This is a genomic window from Pseudomonas sp. ACM7, assembly GCF_004136015.1.
Classification (GTDB): Bacteria; Pseudomonadota; Gammaproteobacteria; order Pseudomonadales; family Pseudomonadaceae; genus Aquipseudomonas; species Aquipseudomonas frigoris.
In genome coordinates this window covers 2,759,898-2,780,526 of record NZ_CP024866.1, presented here as the reverse complement: position 1 = coordinate 2,780,526, position 20,629 = coordinate 2,759,898, and the positions used below count along the sequence as shown (strand labels likewise).

Here is a 20,629-nt window from a genome sequence, read left to right as displayed (position 1 = left end):
CTTCCTTGACTGATGGGGGCTCAGACGTTCTGGGGGGCGTCCTGGGCTGCGGCGTTCAAGCCCAGCTCACCCAGTACGCGACCGCGGGATTCGTCGTCGGCGAGAACGCCTTCGATGGCTTTGCGGAACGCAGGCGCGTTACCCAGCGGACCTTTGAGGGCCACCAGCGCGTCGCGCAGTTCCATCAGTTTTTTCAGCTCAGGCACTTGCTCGACCAGGCTGGCCGGGTTGAAGTCCTTCATCGAGTTGACGCGCAGTTGCACGCCCAGCTCTTCAGTGCTGCCCTCTTCCTGAAGGCGGTTCGGCACGTTCAACGTCAGGGTCAGCTCTTGCTTGGCCAGCACTTCGTCGAAGGTCATCTTGTCGATACTGATCGGCTTGCGATCTTCGACTTTACGTTCGTCCTTGCGGTGGGTGTAGTCACCGATTGCCAGTAGCTTCAACGGCAGTTCAATCTCTTCCTGAGCACCACCGGTGGCAGGTTTGAAAGTGACGTTGATGCGTTCCTTGGGGGCTACCGAGCCTTCTTTGGCCATGGCTATTCTCCTTGCGGTTGTGGCCCTGGGGCCTATTCGAGTACCACTTCGAGATCGAGGTGGCACAGCCTGCGATAAATCTCTTCCTTGCGTTCACGTACGGCATGGTTCTGCGGTAACAACTCGCAGCAGCTATGCAGTAAATGCAGCACTTCCAGCGCAAGATCGGGCTCCCAGGCGTTCAGGCCTGAGTCCTGTAATGTTTGGTCTAGGGTTTCGAGTTGGGTCCTGGCCAGTTCGTATTTCTTGGCCATGAAGCACAGCCGCGCGAGGGCGAACTGCCAGAAGAACCGGGCGCGCCCGCCCTGGGCGCTTTGCAGGCCTTGCTTGAGGATCTGCACGGCGGCCTTGAGGCCGTCCTTGCGCAAAATCGGCAAGACTTCTTCCAGGGCCAGTTCCCAGGCAGGCTGGGTGTCGGCGACTTCGACCTTGCGCGGCGCACTGGCGCTTTGCAGATGCGGCATGACATGGGCGCTGACCCAGGCGCGAGTGGCAGGATCGGCAAATGGGGCGCCGTCATGAAATCGCAATTCGATGATGCTGGGCAGGCGCTGAATCAAAAGCGCGAAGTGGATTTCCACTTCGCGCATAGCCATCTCGGCGTTGAGCCCCTGGAGGCACTCCCAAACCATTCGCTGGCCATCGAACCAGAACGGCGCCTTCGCCAGGCTCGCCTCCAGTTCCACCAGCAGATCGGCATATTTGGCCTGGTCGTAACGGTCCTGGTAAGCCTTGAGCTTGTCGGCTGGCAAACCGCGCAGAACGGTGATCTGCTCGGCGTTGCGCTCGGGTACCGCGTCGATGGACAACCACAACAGTGTGCGATTGAGGCGCAAGGCGCGCAGGTCGGTGGCTTTCTGCTTGAGCCACCAGGCGCACAACGGCCGCGCGCTTTCCTGCTGGGCACGCAGCGCCTTGTGGGCTTCTTTTTCGTTATCGATCGGTGCGCCGGGGGTGAACAGTTGCGTGGCGGCTTGTTTGACCTGAGCCACCGCCGCGCCGACGACGCCAGGTTCCGGCTGATTGTCGGCGGCACGCTGGACCATGTTTTTCAAGCGGCGGGAGATCGGCAGCAGCAACGGCGCATCGTCGCCCAAGTGCTCGGTGCAAGCAGCATCGAGACCTTCAAGGTGTTCGACCAGCCGCCGGAACATCGGCAACTGCTCTTTGATCGCGACGTTCTCGGTCAGCACCTGCTCAAGACGCGGTACCAACCAACTGATGGCAGCGGAGCGGGTGCGGGCCTTATTGGGATGAACCTCGGCCCAGTGGTTCTCGCACAGGTGGTGCAGAAGTCCTAGGCCGGCCAGCAGCCCTTGGAAGGATTCGCGCTGGTACAGGGCCCAGGTCAGCCAGGCGCCAACCCGCAAGTCCTTGGACTGGGTGCGCAGCAGGTTTTCACTGTTTTCGCGGATTTTCAGCCAATCGATCTGACCGCTTTCGTGCATGGATTGGGCTTTGCCCAACTCGCTTTCCAATGCCTCATACTCGCTCGAAAAGCGAACGTCCTCGCCCGCGAAATTCTCTTTGGAAACAGAGGCTTTTGCGAGTTCGAGGTAATGAGCGGAAAGTTTGCTTGAGTAGGACATCCATGGCCTTTAATTAGGATTACAGTCATACGCCCATTGGAGTTCCAATGACGCGGGGACAGAATCAAAGAGCTGCGATGAGTCTCATCCAATTGAGTTCGTGCTCTTTCAAGTGCGCGCATCGTACTCACGATGATGGCCACTAGCAAGCATCCGATTAAACAACAAGACGAAGTGTCTTTTCATCTCGCAGGAGATCTCCCTATATGTAGCAGGGGAATCCCTGAGATTGGTTTAATTGTTCATTGTGCGACCCGCTGGCCGGAAACCGTTGAGATAGAGCCTTCCGACTCTTTCACCTTAATAAATGCCGTATTCATTGTCGATTCGCTCCCTGAGGCGGACGCGAATCATGCCAAAAATACAAAATGATAAATGTAGGAGCATTCCGAAATGTTACCGATATCCATGAATTAAACGGCGAGCGACAACAGCCAATAAGAAAAGTGCCATCATTGTGATGGCATTTTTATGTTTCAAACAAAGTTCCAAAATGGAACTTTCGGTATCGCGGAAATTTCATACCGGGCTTCAAGACCCCTCCTACATCAATACTTTGGATGCCTTGTTAGCGTGCAGGGCATTTTGGCGACCTGCTCGGGCCAGGCACGACTCGGGCATCGCGATTTTTTCTCTCTCAGCTTAAGGACGAGCTAAAGAAGCAAAAGGATAAGCGCATGTTCGCATCTGCTAATGCCCCTCAATTCACCCTCGCAATCCCGACGGTTCGCAACGACTTTAAGGTGCTGGCCTTTGAAGGCACTGAAACCATCAGCGCGTTGTACTCAATCCGCGTCGATCTGGTCAGCGAGTACCCGGATATCGATCTGGAGACCCTGCTTCACCAACCTGCATTTCTGCAATTCGGCCTGAACGGCGAAGGTGTTCACGGACACATCGAAGGTGTGTCCGCAGGTGATGCTGGTAAACGCCTGACCCGCTATCGCGTGAACCTGGTGCCGGCACTGCATTATTTGCAGTTCAGCCAGGATCAGAGAATTTTCCAGGATCAGACGGTGCCGCAAATCATCGATCAAGTCCTCAAGGGGCACGGCATTCAAGCCGATGCCTTTACCTTCCACGTCAAAACAAGTCCCGCGCGCGAATACTGCACTCAATACCGGGAAAATGATTTGGAGTTCGTCCAGCGGCTCTGCGCCGAGGACGGCATTACGTGGCATCACCAGCATTCCTCGCAAGGCCATGTGCTGGTGTTCACCGATGACCAGACATTCTTCCCCAAACTGGGCGAAACGCCGTATCAGCAAGACTCCGGCATGGTGGCGGAGCATCCGGTCGTCAGCCAGTTTTCCATGGGTTTCAAAACCCGCCCCAGCATCGTTACCCGCCGTGACTACGACCTGAAACGCCCAAGCGCGTTGCTGGAAAGTCGCTTTACCGCTGAGTTCGACCCCAAGCTGGAAGACTATAGCTACCCGCTGCCATTGGAGAGCGAAAAGCGCGGTAAACAACTGGCCCAGCAGGCACTGGAACGGCACCGAGTCGATTATCAGTTGGCGGAGGGAAAAAGCGACCAGCCAACGCTGCGTAGCGGCCACTTTTTCAGCCTGAATAACTCCCCACAAGAAACGCACAACGATCTCTGGCTGCTACTTAGTGTTACTCACACCGGTAAGCAACCTCAGGTGCTCCAGGAGTCAATCACCAGCGCGACCGAACCTGAGAACGGCTTTACCCAGGGCTACCGCAACAGCTTCAGCGCAATTCCCTGGGACGTTTTTTACCGGCCACCGATGCCTGCACCTAGACCCATGCTGAATTGCCAGACCGCCCGCGTCACCGGGCCTGTCGGTGAGGAGATTTGCTGCGACGAATACGGTCGCGTGAAAGTCAAATTTTTCTGGGACCGGTCTAAACGCAACAACGAAAAAAAAGCAGTTGCTGGCTGCGGGTAGCGTCCAGCTGGGCGGGCGATAACTTTGGCACGGTGATCATTCCGCGTATCGGGATGGAAGTCCTCGTTACCTACCTCGAGGGCAATCCCGATAATCCATTGATAACCGGTTGCCTGATCAACAAGGTCACGCCGCCGCCCTACTCATTGCCTGAAAATAAAACCAAAACCGTACTTCGAACCCACAGCTCCCCCACTACGGGTGGCTACAACGAACTGTCGATGGACGATCGCGCTGGCGATGAGTTGATCTACCTGCGTGCTCAGCGGGATATGGAACAGAAGGTTGAGAACGACAGCCGGATTGAGGTGGGTAATAAGAGTCGAGTCACCATCAAGGGCGACCGTATTACGGTGCTGGGATCTGAAGAGCACCTCACTATCACGTCGGATCGAAAAATCCAGGTCAGCGGCAACGACTACCTGCATGTCTCTGGCGACAGCCACACAAAATCTGAGAAAACGCTGGTTATCGAAGCCGGTCAGCACATGCACATCAAGGCAGGCGCGCACCTTGTGATAGATGCGGGTGAGAGCCTTTCCATAAAGGTCGGCGATCAACACATCGTGCTCAACTCCGACGGTATTTTCAGTAGTAGCGCGATTGAGGTCGGCGGTTCTCCAACGCCGGGTACGGCTGCACATACATTACTGCAGGGGGCTGCGGCGGGCTTGTTGGTGTCCGTTGCGCCTGAGCCTCCACCATCGGAAGAGAATGAATCGGATGAGCTGGAGGAAGAGGAGGAGGAAGTTGAAGAAGAAGGGATTACTTTGCGGATCGGGGTGTTTTTTGATGGCACCGGGAACAACCGATCCAACAGTGAGATGGTTGCCGGGTGCTATGCGCGAGATGTGAATCTGCTGGAGGAGGCTGAGGATATTCGGCAGTTTTGTCAGGCTAATGGGTATGACGGTTTGGGGAGCACGCCGGAGAGCAGCTATGGGAATGATACGAGTAATGTGGCGAAGCTGTATGAGCTGTACACCAATGACAGTCAGCGGCTCTTGGCTGATGACGAAACCATAGGGTACATCCCCGTTTATCTGGATGGCATCGGTACTAGCAGTGGCGAAGGGGATTCGCCTTTTTCACTGGCAACCGGCGTCGGTGCCCAAGGTGTATTGGAAAGAGTTAAGCAAAGCCCGGCAAGTATCTTTAGTGAAATTCGTCTATTCGAATTGGCAAACCCCAACCGGAAAGTTGAGTCTGTCGAGTTTGATATCTTCGGCTTCAGTCGCGGCGCCGCTGCCGCACGGCACTTTGCCAATGAAGTATTGAAAGGAGAACAAAGTCCATTGGCAGAGTTATTGCCAAGCGACTCTTCACTGTTCATCGAAAATTTTGCCTGGCGCGCCAACACCGACGTCTCCATAAACTTTATCGGCATCTTCGATACCGCTGCCGCCGTCGCTAGCATTACCGACGGCGACTTGAGCGTCCATGACGCCATAAACCCCGGCGTCAACTTGTTTCTAGCGCCCGATATCGCAAAAAAAGTTGTGCATTTGGTGGCAGGGGATGAGCGTCGCCACAACTTCTCACTCAACAGCGCCGGCACCGCCGATATCGTGCTGCCCGGCGTCCACTCTGACCTGGGTGGCGGGTATCTACCGAACATCATTGAACGAGTTCTGCTCAGTAAGCCGCGCTGTAGCCGCGACGAAGATCTTTACGTGCCTTCTACAGCGTCAACTGCCTATCGCTGGGCTGAGCAAGAACTGGGTCGCCTTCAGGATCAGCTCAATCTGTATGGGCTGACACTGAAGGTGAAAACTTGGGCGGTGGAGATGACTAGCAACGCAAAAGGCGACAGATCCAAATCGAAAAATGTCTATGCAGCGATCCACAGCGAGCGGACTGTGCGCAACGATCTGGCGTTGGTTTACCTGCGAATCATGCGCGAGTTGGGGGCCAGGCACGACGTCCCGTTCATGGTTATTGACGATGCGGATCAAAAGTACGCGTTACCAGAGGAGTTGAAACCGATTGCCGAAAAACTGATGGCTTATGCGCTGGGTGACACCCGGCGCGCGAGCTTGAGCCTTGACGAAGAGGAGTTGCTCTTTCGCCGTTACATACATCTGTCTGCCAATTGGAATGCTGCCAAGGGCTGGAACGAGAGCGATCTGAACATCGTGTTTATCGATCGACCCGCCGAAAACTATGTACGCGTGGTACATCCCCATGAGTAAGCGCCCATGGATGCTCAAATTAGGCTTTGTGCTGCTGATCCCACTGTTGGGCGGATGTGCCTTTGGCGAACACAGATCATTGCCCTATGACGATTGGAGCCTCAGATTTTTTTCACCCGACTACATGGAGGTCTGGATCGAAACGGCGGATGTCGTTGATATCAAGGAGCGTGTATTTCGAGGTGCGGGTAGCGGGGTTCCCGCGACTGGTTATCCCCGAGGGCTAAGTAAAGGCATACCAACCCGTTTTAGGGGTGATGCAAAAGGATGGTTTAAAAATCCGACAGGAAAAGGTCGGTTCGTAAGGGGTGCTGACCTTCCACGTTTGGTCTACGTACGCTGGCAGTCCATGGCCGAACCGCAGACTTATGAAGCGTACATAGAGATCCCCGAATCGGCGCGCAAAACCATGCTCCAGGGTGAAAGAACCTTTTGCCGTGCGGACGGTAAATGGATAACGGATTATCGAGACATGGTGGTAGTGGGCCTGGCGCCAGGAGGAATCGCCAAGGTATGGCTTGGCGGCCAATGCCTATTGTCGACCGAAGCCATCCGTGTCCAAGGCACGATCAGTTCCAAAGGCCCCTACGGGGGCACGTCCAATGGAAAACATCGGCCGCTTTCAGAAGAGTCCAAAGCCTATATCGAAAAGTTCGGAATCCCCTATGGGAGTTGGTAAGGAGTGCCAATACTTCCGAAGGTTAAACACCATCCGACAGCTATTGCTTCTGACATCATGTTTATCAATCGGCCCGCGGAGTACCAAGAGCGCGTTATGCATCCCAATGCGTAAGCGCTCATCCCCGCTTAAGGCCGGCCTTGCGCTGCTATTTGTGTTGTTGGGAGGATGTGCCTCTTACGGGAGTAGATCCTTACCTTACGACGCTTGGAGCCTCAATTTTTTTGCGCCCGACTATATGGAGGTTTGGATTGAAACCGCTGACGTCGTGGATATCAATGCACATGTGTTTCGGGGCGCTGGTAGAGGAATACCCTCGACTGGTTATCCCCGAGGGCTAAGTAAAAGTATACCGGCTCACTTCAAGGGTGATGCAAAAGGATGGTTTAAAGATCCGGGAGGAAAAGGTCGATATGTAACGGGGGCTGACCTGCCTCGTTTGGTTTATGTGCGCTGGCAGTCCATGGCAGAACCGCAGACCTACGAGGCCTACATCGAGATCCCCCAATCTGCGCGGAACACCATGCTCAAGGGTGAAACAGCTTATTGCGGTGCGGTAGGCAAATGGAAAACCGATTACCGAAAGTTTTTGACTATCGGCCTGGCGCCAGGAGGAGTCGCCAAAGTGTGGTTGGGTGGGGCCTGTCTTCAATCGACCGAAGTCACCCGAGTCCAAGGCACGATCAGTCCCAAAGGCCCCTACGGGGGCACGTCCAATGGAAAACATCGGCCGCTTTCAGAGGAGTCCAAAGCCTACATCGACAAATTCGGCATTCCCTATGGAAGTTGGTAGGGAGCGCCAAGATTTTCGATGGCTAAACACCGCTTGACCATGCTTGTTTAAAAGCCTTGTAGGTAACGTCGTGAAAGCTACAACACCTTGCGTCGTTGCCTACGGCTACGCCAGAATCCGCCGGCTTGTGCGCCTTGGGGGCGGTCGGTAACTTGGTTCCTGTCACTGCCCATCAGTGATCGGGTTTAGCAGCCCGCGGTTGTTAGTGAGGTGCATAGCGTTTCCTTCAGTCAGGTATTCATATCCCTGCACTTGATGGTGGCTGTGCGTGGGGCGCCCTTGGGCGCGCCGGTTTGCTAACTCCCCGGTCTGCTAACCCGCGCACAGCCGCCACCCTTCGTTTAGCAGCGACGTGTGAACGGCTCCATTTCAGGAGTTAGTAAATGTTCAAGGTCACACCCAACCCACCCGACACCGATCCGGTCTCCCCCTACGAAAGCCCCGATTCAAACAAACTCAACGAAGCCGCCGAGCGCGCCCTCGACCATCACTTCCCGCCAGCCGACCCCAAACCACCAAAACGCAACGGCCAGCTCTTCAGCGTCTGCCCGGGCATCAACCCTGAAACCCTTCTCGCCAATGCCTCGGAAGATTTGCTGTCCATCAGCGCCATCGCCGCGAACCTCGCCGACGACGTGGACGGTTCCCGCCGTTCCGTAGCCTTAGCGCTCAGCCGCATGGCTGACGGCGTGCATTTGATGGTTGAGCGAACGCTGGATCATCTGGATGAGCCGGAGATGGCAGCGATACTCGCCAAGCAGTCGTAAACCCTGAGTGCACGGTGAGCCTGGCGCACCGCATTGTCTGATTTTACGACTGCTGCGCAGCCGAACGCAGGCTTCGCCAGCTGCTACACGGATCGCGTCTTGGCTTAACTGATTGGCGTTACCCTAGCCCCATAAAAAAATGGGCACCCAACCTCGTTGGCGTGCCCATTTTTTATCCCGCTCACCCGCTACGCGGGAAGTCGGTGCGTGTTACGGATTAACGCTGTCTTTCAACGATTTGCCTGGCTTGAACGCAACAGTGTTGCTGGCCTTGATTTTGACGGGCTCACCGGTTTGCGGGTTTTTGCCGGTGCGGGCACCGCGGTGGCGTTGCAGGAAGGTACCGAAGCCCACCAGCGTAACGCTGTCCTTGCGGTGCAGAGCGCCGGTGATTTCTTCGAGAACGGCGTTGAGAACGCGGTTGGCCTGCTCTTTGGTGAGGTCTGCTTTTTCAGCAATTGCAGCGGCGAGTTCTGGTTTACGCATTAGTGAAGCCCCTTTGACGGTTTTTTGTTGTTATGTCCGTGCTGTTCTCGTTGGAACAGCGCCCAAAGCGCCGCAGATGCTCTACTCTGCGGCAGACGGGAGTGAGGATGGCACGCAGCGAAGAGCCGCGCCAGTCTCGGCGCGACCTTTGTAGGGGCAAAAGAGGGGTGATTCCGACAGAACGACCGGTATTTACGCCAGCAATGCCGGAAGCTCTTTGTTCAGGGCCAGTTTTTCCATCACCGCCGCGCCTGTCAGGGCATAACCCAACAGTTTGCCGCTGGCATCGCGGCACAATACCTTGATGTCCGCGCCCTGCCCTTCGACCGTCCAGACGCCCTCCAAACCCCGTGGCGGCGGTGAAACCACCAATGGGCAGACTGGCGTTTTTACGGTGATGGGCATCGGGCCATAACTTACCGGCGTCGGGTTTCCGGCGAGGGTCTGAGCCAGCGCTCTCGCACAGCTCATGAGGGGCATGACGTACAACAGATTCAGTCCTTCGACTTCGGCGCAGTCGCCCAAGGCATAGATATTGGCGTGGGAGGTTTTCAGGTGGCGATCGACCACCACACCGCGATTGACCTGCACACCGGCCGCCGCCGCCAGGTCGATGCGCGGACGCAGACCAATGGCCGACACCACCACGTCGCAAGGGATCACCTGGCCATCGGACAGATGCGCTTCCAGTCCGTCAGCAACGCGCTGCAAGCGATTGAGCACCGGCCCAAGGTGGAAGCGTGCGCCCAGGCTTTCCAGCCCGGCCTGGACCGCAGCGGCCGCCGCCGGGTGCAACAGGGTCGGCATCACCTGCTCGCACGGTGCAACCAGTTGCACCTCGTAGCCGCCAAGGATCAGGTCGTTGGCGAACTCGCAGCCAATCAGGCCGGCGCCGAGCAACAACACCCGACGTTTGCCGTCCGCCGCTGCGCGAAAGCGCGCGTAGTCTTCCAGGTCGTTGATCGGGAAGACTGCGTCATCTGCGTCGCCTTCGATCGGCACTCGCACGGTTTCTGCGCCCCAGGCGAGGATCAGGTCACGGTAAAACACCGCTTCCTCACCGATCCACAAGCGCTTATGACCAGGGTCGATGCCGCTGATGCGCGTGTGCGTACGCACTTCGGCCTTCAATTGCTCGGCCATGGTGCCTGGCTCGGCCATGCTCAGGCCGTCGGCGTCTTTGTTTTTGCCGAAGCCGGTGGAGAGCATCGGCTTGGAGTAGGAGCGTCCGTCATCTGCAGTAATCAGCAGCAGTGGGGTTTCGCCATCGAGTTTGCGAAACTCCCGGGCCAGGTTGTAGCCAGCCAGCCCGGTGCCGACGATCACGACAGGTGCGTTCATTCCTTACTCCTCAGTTATTTAAGCGGCGATTTCGATCATTTCAAAATCCAACTTGCCCACACCGCAGTCCGGGCACAGCCAGTCTGCCGGTACGTCTTCCCAGCGGGTGCCCGGCGCAATGCCGTCATCCGGCCAGCCGTCGGCTTCGTTGTAGATCAGGCCGCAGACCACACATTGCCACTTTTTCATTCAGGTACTTCCTCAGGGTTCAGTCTTTTACCGGCGCGAATGGTCGATGGTTGCAGCGCTGCCGTCCGGCTCAGCGCGTTTTGTACTGATAGGGCCCGGCAGATGCAAGCCTGTTCGACGCAATGGCCGGTCGGATCAATCAAAATCGCAGACTGACATGGTAAGCTCGCCGCCTCATTTGCTGCCAATAATGACTCACTGTGCCGCACTCAAAATCCCCCGCCGTGCCCCCGCTTTGGCTCCCTCGAAGCCAACTGACGCCCCTCCCCGACACGTCTACCCTCAACTGGTTGTTCGACGAAGGCTCTTTGACCCGACGGCTGATCCGTTTGTCGAATGACGGCTTCAGCGTCACGCCTCTCTTCGAAGGTTGGCAGCCCTTGCGCGTCGACGAATGTGCCGCGCTGGATCTGGCCGAAGGCAGCGAGGGTTGGGTTCGCGAGGTGTATCTGCGCGGCCACGGCGAGGCCTGGGTGTTTGCCCGCAGCGTGGCGGCGCGTAGTGCGTTGCAGGGCGACGGTCTGCACATGGACGAATTGGGCAGCCGTTCCCTGGGCGAATTGCTGTTTTGCGATCAGGCATTTCAACGGCGCGCTATCGAGGTTTGTCACTATCCTCAGGAGTGGCTGCCGATGGAGTCCCGGGCACCTGAGCTGTGGGGCCGCCGTTCGCGTTTCGACCGCGGCGCCTTGAGCGTGCTGGTGGCCGAAATTTTCTTGCCGCCCCTGTGGAACGCTACCCGCGCCCATCCGGAGAATTGCTGATGTACCAGAGCCTGCTCAAGTCCCTGAATCGCTTGAATCCACGGGCCTGGGATTTCATTCAGCTGACCCGTATGGACAAACCGATCGGCATTTATCTGCTGCTGTGGCCGACGCTGTGGGCGCTGTGGATTGCCGGCAAAGGTTCACCGTCATTGGCCAACGTCGTGATTTTCGTCCTCGGTGTGGTACTGACCCGCGCCGGCGGCTGCGTAATTAACGACTGGGCGGACCGCAAGGTCGATGGCCACGTGAAACGCACCGAACAACGGCCACTGGTGAGCGGCAAGATCAGTTCCAAAGAAGCACTGGTGTTCTTCGCGCTGCTGATGGGCGTGAGTTTTCTGCTGGTGCTCTGCACTAATGCGGCAACGGTCTGGCTGTCGTTCGGCGGTTTGGCACTGGCCTTCACTTACCCGTTCATGAAGCGCTACACCTATTACCCGCAAGTGGTGCTGGGCGCGGCGTTCTCTTGGGGGATGCCGATGGCGTTCACCGCCGAAACCGGTGAACTGCCGGCGGCGGCGTGGTTGCTGTGGATCGCGAACCTTCTGTGGACGGTGGGCTACGACACCTATTACGCCATGACCGACCGCGACGACGACCTGAAGATCGGCGTGAAATCCACGGCGATTCTGTTTGGTGATGCGGACCGGGTGATCATCCTGACCCTGCAAGGGCTGGCGCTGGGTTGCCTGCTGCTGGCCGGGTCGAAATTCGAGCTCGGTGGCTGGTTCCACCTGGGATTGCTGGCGGCGGCGGGCTGTTTTGCGTGGGAGTTCTGGTACACCCTCGGCAAGGACCGGATGCGCTGCTTCCAGGCGTTTCTGCACAACCACTGGGCCGGGTTGGCGATTTTTGTCGGGATTGTGTTGGATTACGCGCTGCGCTGAAGTTATGAAGCGCAAAGATCGCAGCCCGCAACAGCTCCTAATGTGTACAAGGAGCTGCCGCAGGCTGCGATCTTTTTACGGCTTCAGCGAATCACTTACTTATGCTCGCGCATCACGTGCCACACGTCTTTCATGCCGTCACCTTTCATTTCTCCAGGTTTTTCGTCCTTCATGAACGTGTACAGCGGCTTGCCGTCGTAAGCGTATTGCATCTTGCCGTCATCACGCTTAATGACGCTCCATTCGCCTTCGGCCTTGGCACCCGCCGGAGCCATCATTGGCGGCCAGTTCTTGGCACACTCACCGTTGCACATTGACTTGCCGCCAGCATCCTTGTCGAAGGTGTACACCGTCATACCCTTATGATCGACCATCATCCCGTCTTTCATCATTGCTGGCTCAGCCGCGAAGGCCATCGATGGCAACGCCATGACCGCAGTCAGCATCAAAGCTTTGAAGGATTGCGAGTATTGCTTCATGGAAACCTTCCTTTTGTGGTTGTCAGGATTCGAAATTAGAGCTTAGTTCAGGATCACAACAATCGCAGGGCGACTAAAATACTGTCACACGACTGCAATAATTCCGTTATCTAATGCGGCGCAAGACAGTTAAATGACAAGAGGATTAAAGGCATGGTTGGCAGGAGCATTCTGATCGTCGACGACGAAGCGCCCATTCGCGAAATGATCGCCGTTGCGTTGGAAATGGCCGGCTATGACTGCATAGAGGCTGAGAACTCGCAACAGGCCCACGCCATCATCGTCGACCGCAAGCCGGACCTGATCCTGCTCGACTGGATGCTGCCCGGCACGTCCGGCATCGAGCTGGCCCGACGCCTCAAGCGCGATGAGCTGACCGGGGACATCCCGATCATCATGCTCACCGCCAAGGGCGAAGAGGACAACAAGATCCAGGGCCTGGAAGTCGGCGCCGATGACTACATCACCAAGCCTTTTTCCCCACGCGAGCTGGTGGCGCGCCTGAAGGCCGTGCTGCGCCGTGCCGGCCCTACCGATGGCGAGACGCCGATCGAAGTCGGCGGCCTGCTGCTGGACCCGATCAGCCACCGTGTGACCATCGACGGCAAACCCGCCGAGATGGGCCCGACCGAATACCGCCTGCTGCAATTCTTCATGACCCACCAGGAACGTGCCTACACCCGCGGCCAGTTGCTGGATCAGGTCTGGGGCGGCAACGTCTATGTTGAAGAGCGCACCGTCGACGTGCACATCCGTCGCCTGCGCAAAGCCCTCGGTGATGCGTACGAAAATCTGGTACAAACCGTACGCGGCACCGGCTACCGGTTTTCCACCAAGGCCTGATCCGGACCTTTCCCGCCCGACAAGCTGACAAGGACGCGCGTTCAATTGAACCAAAACTGGCATGGCACCCTGATCCGCCACATGCTTTTGCTGGTGACCGGTTGCCTGGTGATCGGCCTGATTACCGGCTACTACGGCTGGAGCCTCGCCGCGGGCCTGGGCCTTTACCTGGCCTGGACCCTCAAGCAACTGCTGCGACTGCACGAATGGCTGCGCCTGCACAAATCCGATGAGGCACCGCCCGATGGCTATGGCCTGTGGGGCGAAGTGTTCGACAGCATCTACCACCTGCAACGCCGCGACCAACGAGTGCGCGGGCGCCTGCAAGCGGTGATCGACCGGGTGCAGGAATCGACTGCCGCGCTGAAAGACGCGGTGATCATGCTCGACAGCGACGGCAACCTCGAATGGTGGAACCGCGCCGCCGAAACCCTGCTCGGCCTCAAGACCCCGCAAGACAGCGGCCAACCGGTCACCAACCTCGTCCGCCATCCGCTCTTCAAGGAATACTTCGAGCAGGACAGCTACGCCGAGCCGCTGGAGATCCCTTCACCGATCAACGACCGTCTGCGCATTCAGCTGTACATCACCCGCTACGGCAACAACGAACACTTGATGCTGGTACGCGACGTGACACGTATCCATCAACTGGAACAGATGCGCAAAGACTTCATCGCCAACGTCTCCCATGAACTGCGCACGCCCTTGACGGTGATCTGCGGTTATCTGGAAACCCTGCTCGACAACGTCGAGGACGTGAACCCACGCTGGACCCGTGCCTTGCAGCAAATGCAGCAACAAGGTGGGCGCATGCAGACGCTGCTCAACGACTTGCTGCTGTTGGCCAAACTGGAAGCCACCGATTACCCCTCGGACAACCAGCCGGTGGCCATCGACGGCTTGCTGCAATCGATCAAGAGCGACGCTCAGCAGTTGTCTGCTCAGCGCAATCAGAAGATCACCCTGGAAGCCGACCCGACGATTCTGCTCAAGGGCAGCGAAGCCGAGTTGCGCAGCGCGTTTTCCAATCTGGTGTTCAACGCGGTGAAATACACCCCGGCCGAAGGCAATATCCGCATCCGCTGGTGGGGTGATGAGCAAGGTGCACACTTGAGCGTGCAGGATTCCGGCATCGGCATCGACAGCAAACACCTGCCGCGCCTGACCGAACGCTTCTATCGCGTCGATTCCAGCCGCAACTCCAACACCGGCGGCACGGGGCTCGGCCTGGCGATCGTCAAACACGTGCTGCTGCGCCACCGCGCGCGGATGGAAATCAGCAGTGTGCCGGGCCATGGCAGCACCTTTACCTGCCATTTTGCGCCGGCTCAGGTCACCAAATCCCGGGTCATCAGCGCCGCCGACTGATACCGGCCGGCACGCGCTAGGGGGCGTTCTCAATTAGTTTCCCCACCGCGTTGTCGCCTTAAAGCGGGCCAGGCAAGGCGCAGGCCGCTGGGAATGGTTGTTCCCTTTCCAAGGCCTGCAACGCAGCCTGGCCCGCTTTAAGGCACAACCCGAAGGGCCGGGCCTGCTGTTGCGCAGGGCTGCGTTGCTCGAAGCTTATTTGGAATGACCAAACTACGCTTCTCGCGCCTTGCCCTGCACAACAGCAGACCCGGCGCGGTGGGGAAACTAATTGAGAACGCCCCCTAGTCAATCACTTGGTCAGCCGCTACATTGGCTGACTTGTGCCTGCCCTTCAGGCGCACTTTTTTCTTTCCTTTCGAATACACGGAACCCGCAAAACTCCATCATGGACCCTTCCCCTGGCTTGACCCTCGCGACACTCTTCGCCGATTTCGGCATGATTCTTTTTGCTCTGATCCTGGTTTTGCTCAACGGCTTTTTCGTTGCGGCGGAATTTGCCATGGTCAAATTGCGCTCGACCCGGGTCGAAGCCATCGCTGAAAAAAACGGCTGGCGCGGACACATCCTGCGCACCGTTCACAGTCAGCTCGATGCGTACCTCTCGGCGTGCCAATTGGGTATCACCCTCGCCTCCCTCGGCCTTGGCTGGGTCGGTGAGCCGGCGTTCGCGCACATCCTCGAACCGATCCTTGAAGCCGTCGGCGTGCAGTCGGCCGAAGTGGTCAAAGGCGTATCGTTCTTCGCCGCGTTCTTCGTCATCTCGTACCTGCACATCGTGGTCGGTGAGCTGGCCCCAAAATCCTGGGCCATCCGCAAACCCGAGCTGCTGTCGCTCTGGACCGCCGTGCCGCTGTACCTGTTCTACTGGGCGATGTACCCGGCCATTTACCTGCTCAACGCCAGCGCCAACACGATCCTGCGGATCGCCGGCCAGGGTGAACCCGGCCCTCATCACGAGCACCATTACAGCCGTGAAGAACTGAAACTGATCCTGCACTCCAGCCGTGGCCAGGACCCGAGTGACCAAGGCATGCGCGTTTTGGCCTCGGCGGTGGAAATGGGCGAGCTGGAAGTGGTCGACTGGGCCAACTCCCGGGAAGATCTGGTGACCCTGGAGTTCAACGCGCCGCTGAAGGAAATCCTGGCGATGTTCCGTCGCCACAAGTTCAGCCGTTATCCGGTGTACGACAGCGATCGTCAGGAGTTCGTCGGCCTGCTGCACATCAAGGATTTGCTGCTGGAACTGGCAGCCCTGGACCATATTCCCGAGTCGTTCAACCTCGCCGAACTGACCCGGCCGCTGGAGCGCGTATCCCGTCACATGCCGCTGTCGCAGCTGCTGGAACAGTTTCGCAAAGGCGGCTCGCACTTCGCCCTGGTCGAAGAAGCCGATGGCAACATCATCGGCTACCTGACCATGGAAGACGTGCTGGAAGTACTGGTCGGCGATATTCAGGACGAACACCGCAAGGCTGAGCGCGGGATCCTCGCGTACCAGCCGGGCAAGCTGCTGGTGCGCGGCGACACGCCATTGTTTAAGGTCGAGCGCCTGCTGGGCATCGATCTGGACCACATCGAAGCCGAAACCCTCGCCGGGCTGGTCTACGAAACACTGAAACGGGTGCCGGAAGAGGAAGAAGTGCTGGAAGTCGAAGGCTTGCGGATCATCATCAAGAAGATGAAGGGGCCGAAGATCATTCTGGCCAAGGTGTTGATGCTCGATTAAGTCGCCCCTGGCCTAAACCGCGTCGATCCCTTCGCGAGCAAGCCCCACATTAGTTTTGTGTCGATCACATATAAATGGCTCGACGCAGATCCAATGTGGGAGCGGGCTTGCTCGCGAAGGCGTCAGAACAGGCAACACCTCACTGTTTGCCGAGCGCAAAGTTCGGCAGGCTGCCTACCGGTTGATTGAACTGGTACGGGATCGACACCAGCCCCAACCCGGTATTGCGCTGCACCACGAAATGCAGGTGCGGCCCGTTGCTGTTGCCGGTATTGCCCGACAAGGCCAGCGGACTCCCCACCGACACCCGTTGCCCCTCGCGAACGCTCACCGAACCTTGCTTGAGGTGCAGGTACACGCCCATCGTCCCGTCATCGTGCAGCACCCGCACGAAATTACCCGACGGATCGGTGCCGCGTCCGGTCTGGGCATTCTCGGTTTTCACCACCACACCGCCACGCGCCGCGATGATCGGCGTGCCTTCGGGCATGGCGATGTCCATGGCGTAACGGTTCTTGGGACCGAAGTGGCTGTATTGACCGTTGGCGCCCTGACTCAGCCGAAACGGTCCGCCGCGCCACGGCAGTGGGTACCGGTAGGCCTGGGCGGCCCCTGAGGGGTCGCCCAGGGAGTATTCAAATTTTGGGGTATACGCGAGCGGCCTTTCGGACTGCGTGGCCGTGAGCAGCGCCAGACGAATACTGCTGCGTGCCGGCATCACCCGGCGAATCGGTCGGCTCGGCGCACCACTGACGTTCTTCAGCCCGCCGAAGCTCAACTCGATTTCTACCGGCGCATACAGGTCGTTGCGCACGTAAACGCTGTCCACGCCCTTCTTCTTCGTGATGACGAGGTACACCTGGCGCTCAAGATTCTCGACCATGCGATCACGAAAAACGAACACCTTGGAGCCCGTCGTGGGGCGGTCGCTGTAGGAGACCACGCCATTGGCGTCGGTGGACTTGTAGATCGTCATGGCCATCGCCGAGGTGGAGGCCATGAAAAGACCGCAGAAAAACAGCAGGCGCGCGAGCATGGGCAAGGTTCTGTCGAGTAAGGCCTGGGTAGGAGCCTAGCAGCTGCAATGGACCCGGGTAGTCGGCAGATGTTTCAAAATGGGCCGTTCAGCGGATGTGCGGTGAATCTGATGGCCCCTTCGCGAGCAAGCTCCCACAAGGGAACGCATTCCAATGTGGGAGCGAGCTTGCTCGCGATGGCGGCCTAACAGACGATGCCGACCTTAAGCGCCGGGTACGAAATGCTTCTGCGCCGTACCACGTGCTATCAACCGCGAGATGTAATCGAGCTTCTGCGCATCCTGGTCGACAAAGCGGAAGGTCAGTTGCAGCCAGTCGCTGTCGGGCTTTGGCTCGTGGGCGACGATGGCGTGCAGGTAGCCGTTCAGGCGGGCGGTTTCGGCGTTATCGCCCTGCTCCAGGTCGAGCACGGCGCTGTCGAGCACTTGCGGCAGGGTGTCGGTACGCTTCACCACCAGCAATGCTTCCTTGAGGCTCAAGGCCTTGATCACACATTGCTGAATGCCGTTCGGCAGGCGCAGTTGGCCCTGGCCACGTCCGCCCGTTGGCGCTGCGGAGGACGCTGGAGGCTTGATCGGCGGGCTGTTGAGCAGACCGCGAGACGGAGCAGCCGCCGGGGCTGGCGCGGCGGCAACAGGTTTGGCGAACGGGTTGACCGGCGCCGCAGCGGGTGCGACCACGGCAGCCTTACCGCCGGTCAATGCGCTCAGGGAATCGTTGCCGAATGCCGAGTTCATTTTGGTCGGTGCGCTGTTCATCAAGGTGTCGAGCTTGCCCACCTTGTTCAGGGCCTGCTTGACCTTGGTCAGCAGTTGCTCGTTGGTGAACGGCTTGCTGACGTAGCCGGAAACCCCGGCCTGGATCGCCTGGACGACGTTCTCTTTATCGCCACGGCTGGTCACCATCACGAACGGCATGGTCTTGAGGTTGTCCTGCTCACGGCACCAGGTCAGCAGCTCCAGGCCGGACATTTCCGGCATTTCCCAATCGCACAGGACCAGGTCGAACGCTTCCCGTGCCAGCAAGGCCTGAGCCTTTTTGCCATTGACCGCGTCTTCGATCCGGATCCCCGGGAAGTAGTTGCGCAAGCACTTCTTCACCAGGTCACGAATGAACGACGCGTCGTCCACGACCAACACACTGACCTTACTCATCCATCACCCCTTTAAAAAATCCCGGCAAGCATACCGCTTTGCTGATGGCACATTGCCAAAAACCTTCAGTCACGCCGGGACTTTTCGTTCGCGGGTGCTGCTTTCGAATTCATCGACCACAAACAAAAACGCCCGGCCAAAAGGCCGGGCGCTTTTCTCAGGCAATCTTACTTATCGTCAGCTTTGCCCGGAACATTAGCGGTTTCGCCACTTGTACCTTCAACTTCTTCTTTCATGCGCTTGAGGCCCAGATGCCGCACGTCGGTGCCGCGCACCAGGTAAATCACCAGCTCCGAGATATTGCGCGCGTGGTCGCCGATCCGTTCCAGAGAACGCAGCACCCAAATGATGCTCAAGACCCGCGAGATAGAGCGCGGGTCTTCCATCATGTAGGTGGCAAGTTCACGTAGGGCGGTCTTGTATTCACGGTCGATGATCTTGTCGTATTGGGCCACCGACAACGCCAGGTCGGCGTCGAAGCGGGCAAAGGCGTCCAGCGCATCGCGAACCATGTTGCGGACCTGGTCGCCGATGTGGCGAACCTCGACGTAACCCCGCGGGGCTTCACCTTCTTCGCACAACTGGATGGCTCGACGGGCGATCTTGGTCGCTTCGTCACCGATACGCTCCAGGTCGATGACCGACTTGGAGATGCTGATGATCAAACGCAAGTCCGACGCTGCCGGCTGACGGCGGGCCAGAATGCGCAGGCATTCTTCGTCGATGTTGCGTTCCATCTGGTTGATCTGGTCGTCGATCTCGCGAACCTGCTGGGCCAGGCCGGTGTCGGCCTCGATCAGCGCGGTGACCGCGTCGTTGACCTGCTTTTCCACCAGCCCGCCCATGGCCAGGAGGTGGCTGCGCACTTCCTCGAGCTCAGCGTTGAACTGCGCAGAGATGTGATGGGTAAGGCCTTCTTTACTAATCATGTTGGCGTCCTTGGAGCGTCCGGTAAGGTGCGGTGGACCGCAGCGTCAGTTCAGTGAGCAACAACAGCTTCCTAGCCGTAGCGACCCGTGATGTAGTCTTCGGTCTGCTTCTTCGCCGGATTGGTGAACAGGGTATCGGTGTCGCCGAATTCCACCAGTTTGCCCATGTACATGAACGCCGTGTAGTCGGAAACCCGCGCGGCCTGTTGCATGTTGTGGGTCACGATGACGATGGTGAACTTCGATTTCAGCTCGTAGATCAGCTCTTCGACTTTCAGCGTGGAGATCGGGTCGAGTGCCGAGCAGGGTTCGTCGAGCAGCAGCACTTCCGGTTCCACGGCGATGGTGCGCGCAATGACCAGACGTTGCTGCTGACCACCGGACAGGCCGAGTGCCGACTCGTGCAGACGGTCTTTGACTTCGTCCCACAGTGCCGCGCCCTTCAAAGCCCACTCGACGGCTTCGTCGAGGATGCGCTTCTTGTTGATGCCCTGGATGCGCAGGCCGTAAACCACGTTTTCATAAATGGTTTTCGGGAACGGGTTGGGCTTCTGGAACACCATGCCCACGCGACGACGCAACTCGGCCACATCTTCGCCCTTACGGTAGATGTTGTTGCCGTAGAGGTTGATCTCGCCTTCTACACGGCAGCCATCCACCAGGTCGTTCATGCGGTTGAACGTACGCAGCAGCGTGGACTTGCCGCAGCCGGACGGGCCGATGAAGGCCGTCACGCGCTGTTTCGGGATGTTCATGCTGACGTCGAACAGCGCTTGTTTGTCGCCATAAAACAGGCTCAGGCCGGGCACTTCAATGGCCACGGTTTCCTGCTCAAGACTCAGGCTCTGTTTATCGCGGCCCAGGGCAGACATGTTGATGCCGTGGGTATGTGCTTCGTGCTGCATGGGAGGCTCCCTGTGCTAACAAATTCGGTTCGGTTGTGTGGGA

At 58.1% G+C, this 20,629-nt stretch carries 18 protein-coding genes and 1 pseudogene; 9 read left to right on the top strand and 10 right to left on the bottom strand.

Annotated features, from left to right (window positions below; translation table 11 throughout):
• Positions 1–20 precede the first annotated feature (20 nt).
• The gene (gene tssB / locus CUN63_RS12980; protein ID WP_129439931.1) at positions 21–536 is read right to left on the bottom strand and encodes a type VI secretion system contractile sheath small subunit; all 516 of its coding nucleotides are present in this window, start codon (positions 534–536) and stop codon (positions 21–23) included.
• 32 nt (positions 537–568) lie between these two features.
• Positions 569–2,125, bottom strand: coding sequence for a type VI secretion system protein TssA (gene tssA / locus CUN63_RS12975; protein ID WP_129439929.1), 1,557 nt, complete (start codon positions 2,123–2,125; stop codon positions 569–571).
• Positions 2,126–2,802: 677 nt separating this feature from the next.
• Here tssA and tssI point away from each other — a divergent pair.
• From tssI to CUN63_RS12955, 4 genes and pseudogenes are all read left to right on the top strand, one after another.
• Positions 2,803–6,233: pseudogene (tssI, locus tag CUN63_RS12970) on the top strand (type VI secretion system tip protein TssI/VgrG).
• Positions 6,226–6,912: a DUF2931 family protein gene (locus CUN63_RS12965; protein ID WP_129439927.1), complete on the top strand. Its 687-nt coding sequence runs from the start codon at positions 6,226–6,228 to the stop codon at positions 6,910–6,912. The pseudogene tssI and the gene CUN63_RS12965 overlap by 8 nt, the downstream one beginning before the upstream one ends.
• Before the next feature lie 106 nt (positions 6,913–7,018).
• Positions 7,019–7,705 carry a DUF2931 family protein gene (locus CUN63_RS12960; protein ID WP_129439925.1) on the top strand — a complete coding sequence of 229 codons (687 nt, stop codon included), beginning with the start codon at positions 7,019–7,021 and terminating at the stop codon, positions 7,703–7,705.
• A 383-nt stretch (positions 7,706–8,088) separates the two neighbouring features.
• Positions 8,089–8,472: a DUF6124 family protein gene (locus CUN63_RS12955; RefSeq protein ID WP_129439923.1), complete on the top strand. Its 384-nt coding sequence runs from the start codon at positions 8,089–8,091 to the stop codon at positions 8,470–8,472.
• A 210-nt stretch (positions 8,473–8,682) separates the two neighbouring features.
• Here the strand turns inward: CUN63_RS12955 and CUN63_RS12950 are convergent, their stop codons facing one another.
• From CUN63_RS12950 to CUN63_RS12940, 3 genes are all read right to left on the bottom strand, one after another.
• On the bottom strand, positions 8,683–8,958 hold the full coding sequence (locus tag CUN63_RS12950; RefSeq protein ID WP_003213368.1) for an HU family DNA-binding protein: 276 nt from the start codon (positions 8,956–8,958) through the stop codon (positions 8,683–8,685).
• Positions 8,959–9,150: 192 nt separating this feature from the next.
• Positions 9,151–10,299, bottom strand: coding sequence for an NAD(P)/FAD-dependent oxidoreductase (locus CUN63_RS12945; protein ID WP_129439921.1), 1,149 nt, complete (start codon positions 10,297–10,299; stop codon positions 9,151–9,153).
• Positions 10,300–10,317: 18 nt separating this feature from the next.
• A complete protein-coding gene (locus CUN63_RS12940; RefSeq protein ID WP_033059298.1) occupies positions 10,318–10,488 on the bottom strand; it encodes a rubredoxin in 171 nt (56 codons plus the stop codon).
• Positions 10,489–10,688: 200 nt separating this feature from the next.
• Between CUN63_RS12940 and CUN63_RS12935 the strand changes: the two genes are divergently transcribed.
• Positions 10,689–11,252 carry a chorismate lyase gene (locus CUN63_RS12935; protein WP_129439919.1) on the top strand — a complete coding sequence of 188 codons (564 nt, stop codon included), beginning with the start codon at positions 10,689–10,691 and terminating at the stop codon, positions 11,250–11,252.
• The gene (ubiA, locus tag CUN63_RS12930) at positions 11,252–12,142 is read left to right on the top strand and encodes a 4-hydroxybenzoate octaprenyltransferase (RefSeq protein ID WP_129439917.1); all 891 of its coding nucleotides are present in this window, start codon (positions 11,252–11,254) and stop codon (positions 12,140–12,142) included. The genes CUN63_RS12935 and ubiA overlap by 1 nt, the downstream gene beginning before the upstream one ends.
• Positions 12,143–12,237: 95 nt before the next feature.
• Here ubiA and CUN63_RS12925 read toward each other — a convergent pair whose 3' ends face one another.
• The gene (locus tag CUN63_RS12925) at positions 12,238–12,621 is read right to left on the bottom strand and encodes a hypothetical protein (RefSeq protein ID WP_129439915.1); all 384 of its coding nucleotides are present in this window, start codon (positions 12,619–12,621) and stop codon (positions 12,238–12,240) included.
• Between the two features lie 153 nt (positions 12,622–12,774).
• Between CUN63_RS12925 and phoB the strand changes: the two genes are divergently transcribed.
• From phoB to CUN63_RS12905, 3 genes are all read left to right on the top strand, one after another.
• Positions 12,775–13,464, top strand: a complete 690-nt coding sequence (gene phoB / locus CUN63_RS12920; protein ID WP_129439913.1) for a phosphate regulon transcriptional regulator PhoB — start codon at positions 12,775–12,777, stop codon at positions 13,462–13,464.
• An 81-nt stretch (positions 13,465–13,545) separates the two neighbouring features.
• Positions 13,546–14,832, top strand: a complete 1,287-nt coding sequence (phoR, locus tag CUN63_RS12915; protein ID WP_256657750.1) for a phosphate regulon sensor histidine kinase PhoR — start codon at positions 13,546–13,548, stop codon at positions 14,830–14,832.
• 388 nt (positions 14,833–15,220) lie between these two features.
• Entirely contained in the window at positions 15,221–16,561 is a 1,341-nt protein-coding gene (locus CUN63_RS12905; protein ID WP_129439909.1) for a hemolysin family protein, read from the top strand.
• Between the two features lie 139 nt (positions 16,562–16,700).
• Here the strand turns inward: CUN63_RS12905 and CUN63_RS12900 are convergent, their stop codons facing one another.
• The 4 genes from CUN63_RS12900 to pstB form a co-directional block, all read right to left on the bottom strand.
• A complete protein-coding gene (locus CUN63_RS12900; protein WP_129439907.1) occupies positions 16,701–17,597 on the bottom strand; it encodes a peptidoglycan DD-metalloendopeptidase family protein in 897 nt (298 codons plus the stop codon).
• 204 nt (positions 17,598–17,801) lie between these two features.
• Positions 17,802–18,752 carry a response regulator gene (locus CUN63_RS12895; protein ID WP_129439905.1) on the bottom strand — a complete coding sequence of 317 codons (951 nt, stop codon included), beginning with the start codon at positions 18,750–18,752 and terminating at the stop codon, positions 17,802–17,804.
• Between the two features lie 167 nt (positions 18,753–18,919).
• The gene (gene phoU, locus CUN63_RS12890) at positions 18,920–19,681 is read right to left on the bottom strand and encodes a phosphate signaling complex protein PhoU (protein WP_129439904.1); all 762 of its coding nucleotides are present in this window, start codon (positions 19,679–19,681) and stop codon (positions 18,920–18,922) included.
• 71 nt (positions 19,682–19,752) lie between these two features.
• On the bottom strand, positions 19,753–20,586 hold the full coding sequence (gene pstB, locus CUN63_RS12885; protein ID WP_129439902.1) for a phosphate ABC transporter ATP-binding protein PstB: 834 nt from the start codon (positions 20,584–20,586) through the stop codon (positions 19,753–19,755).
• Between the last annotated feature and the right edge of the window lie 43 nt (positions 20,587–20,629).

Bases quoted from the DNA above. Each gene is read 5' to 3' on its own strand.
- tssB (WP_129439931.1), bottom strand. From the start codon at position 536: ATGGCCAAAGAAGGCTCGGTAGCCCCCAAGGAACGCATCAACGTCACT.
- tssA (WP_129439929.1), bottom strand. From the start codon at position 2,125: ATGTCCTACTCAAGCAAACTTTCCGCTCATTACCTCGAACTCGCAAAA.
- CUN63_RS12965 (WP_129439927.1), top strand. From the start codon at position 6,226: ATGAGTAAGCGCCCATGGATGCTCAAATTAGGCTTTGTGCTGCTGATC.
- CUN63_RS12960 (WP_129439925.1), top strand. From the start codon at position 7,019: ATGCGTAAGCGCTCATCCCCGCTTAAGGCCGGCCTTGCGCTGCTATTT.
- CUN63_RS12955 (WP_129439923.1), top strand. From the start codon at position 8,089: ATGTTCAAGGTCACACCCAACCCACCCGACACCGATCCGGTCTCCCCC.
- CUN63_RS12950 (WP_003213368.1), bottom strand. From the start codon at position 8,958: ATGCGTAAACCAGAACTCGCCGCTGCAATTGCTGAAAAAGCAGACCTC.
- CUN63_RS12945 (WP_129439921.1), bottom strand. From the start codon at position 10,299: ATGAACGCACCTGTCGTGATCGTCGGCACCGGGCTGGCTGGCTACAAC.
- CUN63_RS12940 (WP_033059298.1), bottom strand. From the start codon at position 10,488: ATGAAAAAGTGGCAATGTGTGGTCTGCGGCCTGATCTACAACGAAGCC.
- ubiA (WP_129439917.1), top strand. From the start codon at position 11,252: ATGTACCAGAGCCTGCTCAAGTCCCTGAATCGCTTGAATCCACGGGCC.
- CUN63_RS12925 (WP_129439915.1), bottom strand. From the start codon at position 12,621: ATGAAGCAATACTCGCAATCCTTCAAAGCTTTGATGCTGACTGCGGTC.
- phoB (WP_129439913.1), top strand. From the start codon at position 12,775: ATGGTTGGCAGGAGCATTCTGATCGTCGACGACGAAGCGCCCATTCGC.
- phoR (WP_256657750.1), top strand. From the start codon at position 13,546: ATGCTTTTGCTGGTGACCGGTTGCCTGGTGATCGGCCTGATTACCGGC.
- CUN63_RS12905 (WP_129439909.1), top strand. From the start codon at position 15,221: ATGGACCCTTCCCCTGGCTTGACCCTCGCGACACTCTTCGCCGATTTC.
- CUN63_RS12900 (WP_129439907.1), bottom strand. From the start codon at position 17,597: ATGCTCGCGCGCCTGCTGTTTTTCTGCGGTCTTTTCATGGCCTCCACC.
- CUN63_RS12895 (WP_129439905.1), bottom strand. From the start codon at position 18,752: ATGAGTAAGGTCAGTGTGTTGGTCGTGGACGACGCGTCGTTCATTCGT.
- phoU (WP_129439904.1), bottom strand. From the start codon at position 19,681: ATGATTAGTAAAGAAGGCCTTACCCATCACATCTCTGCGCAGTTCAAC.
- pstB (WP_129439902.1), bottom strand. From the start codon at position 20,586: ATGCAGCACGAAGCACATACCCACGGCATCAACATGTCTGCCCTGGGC.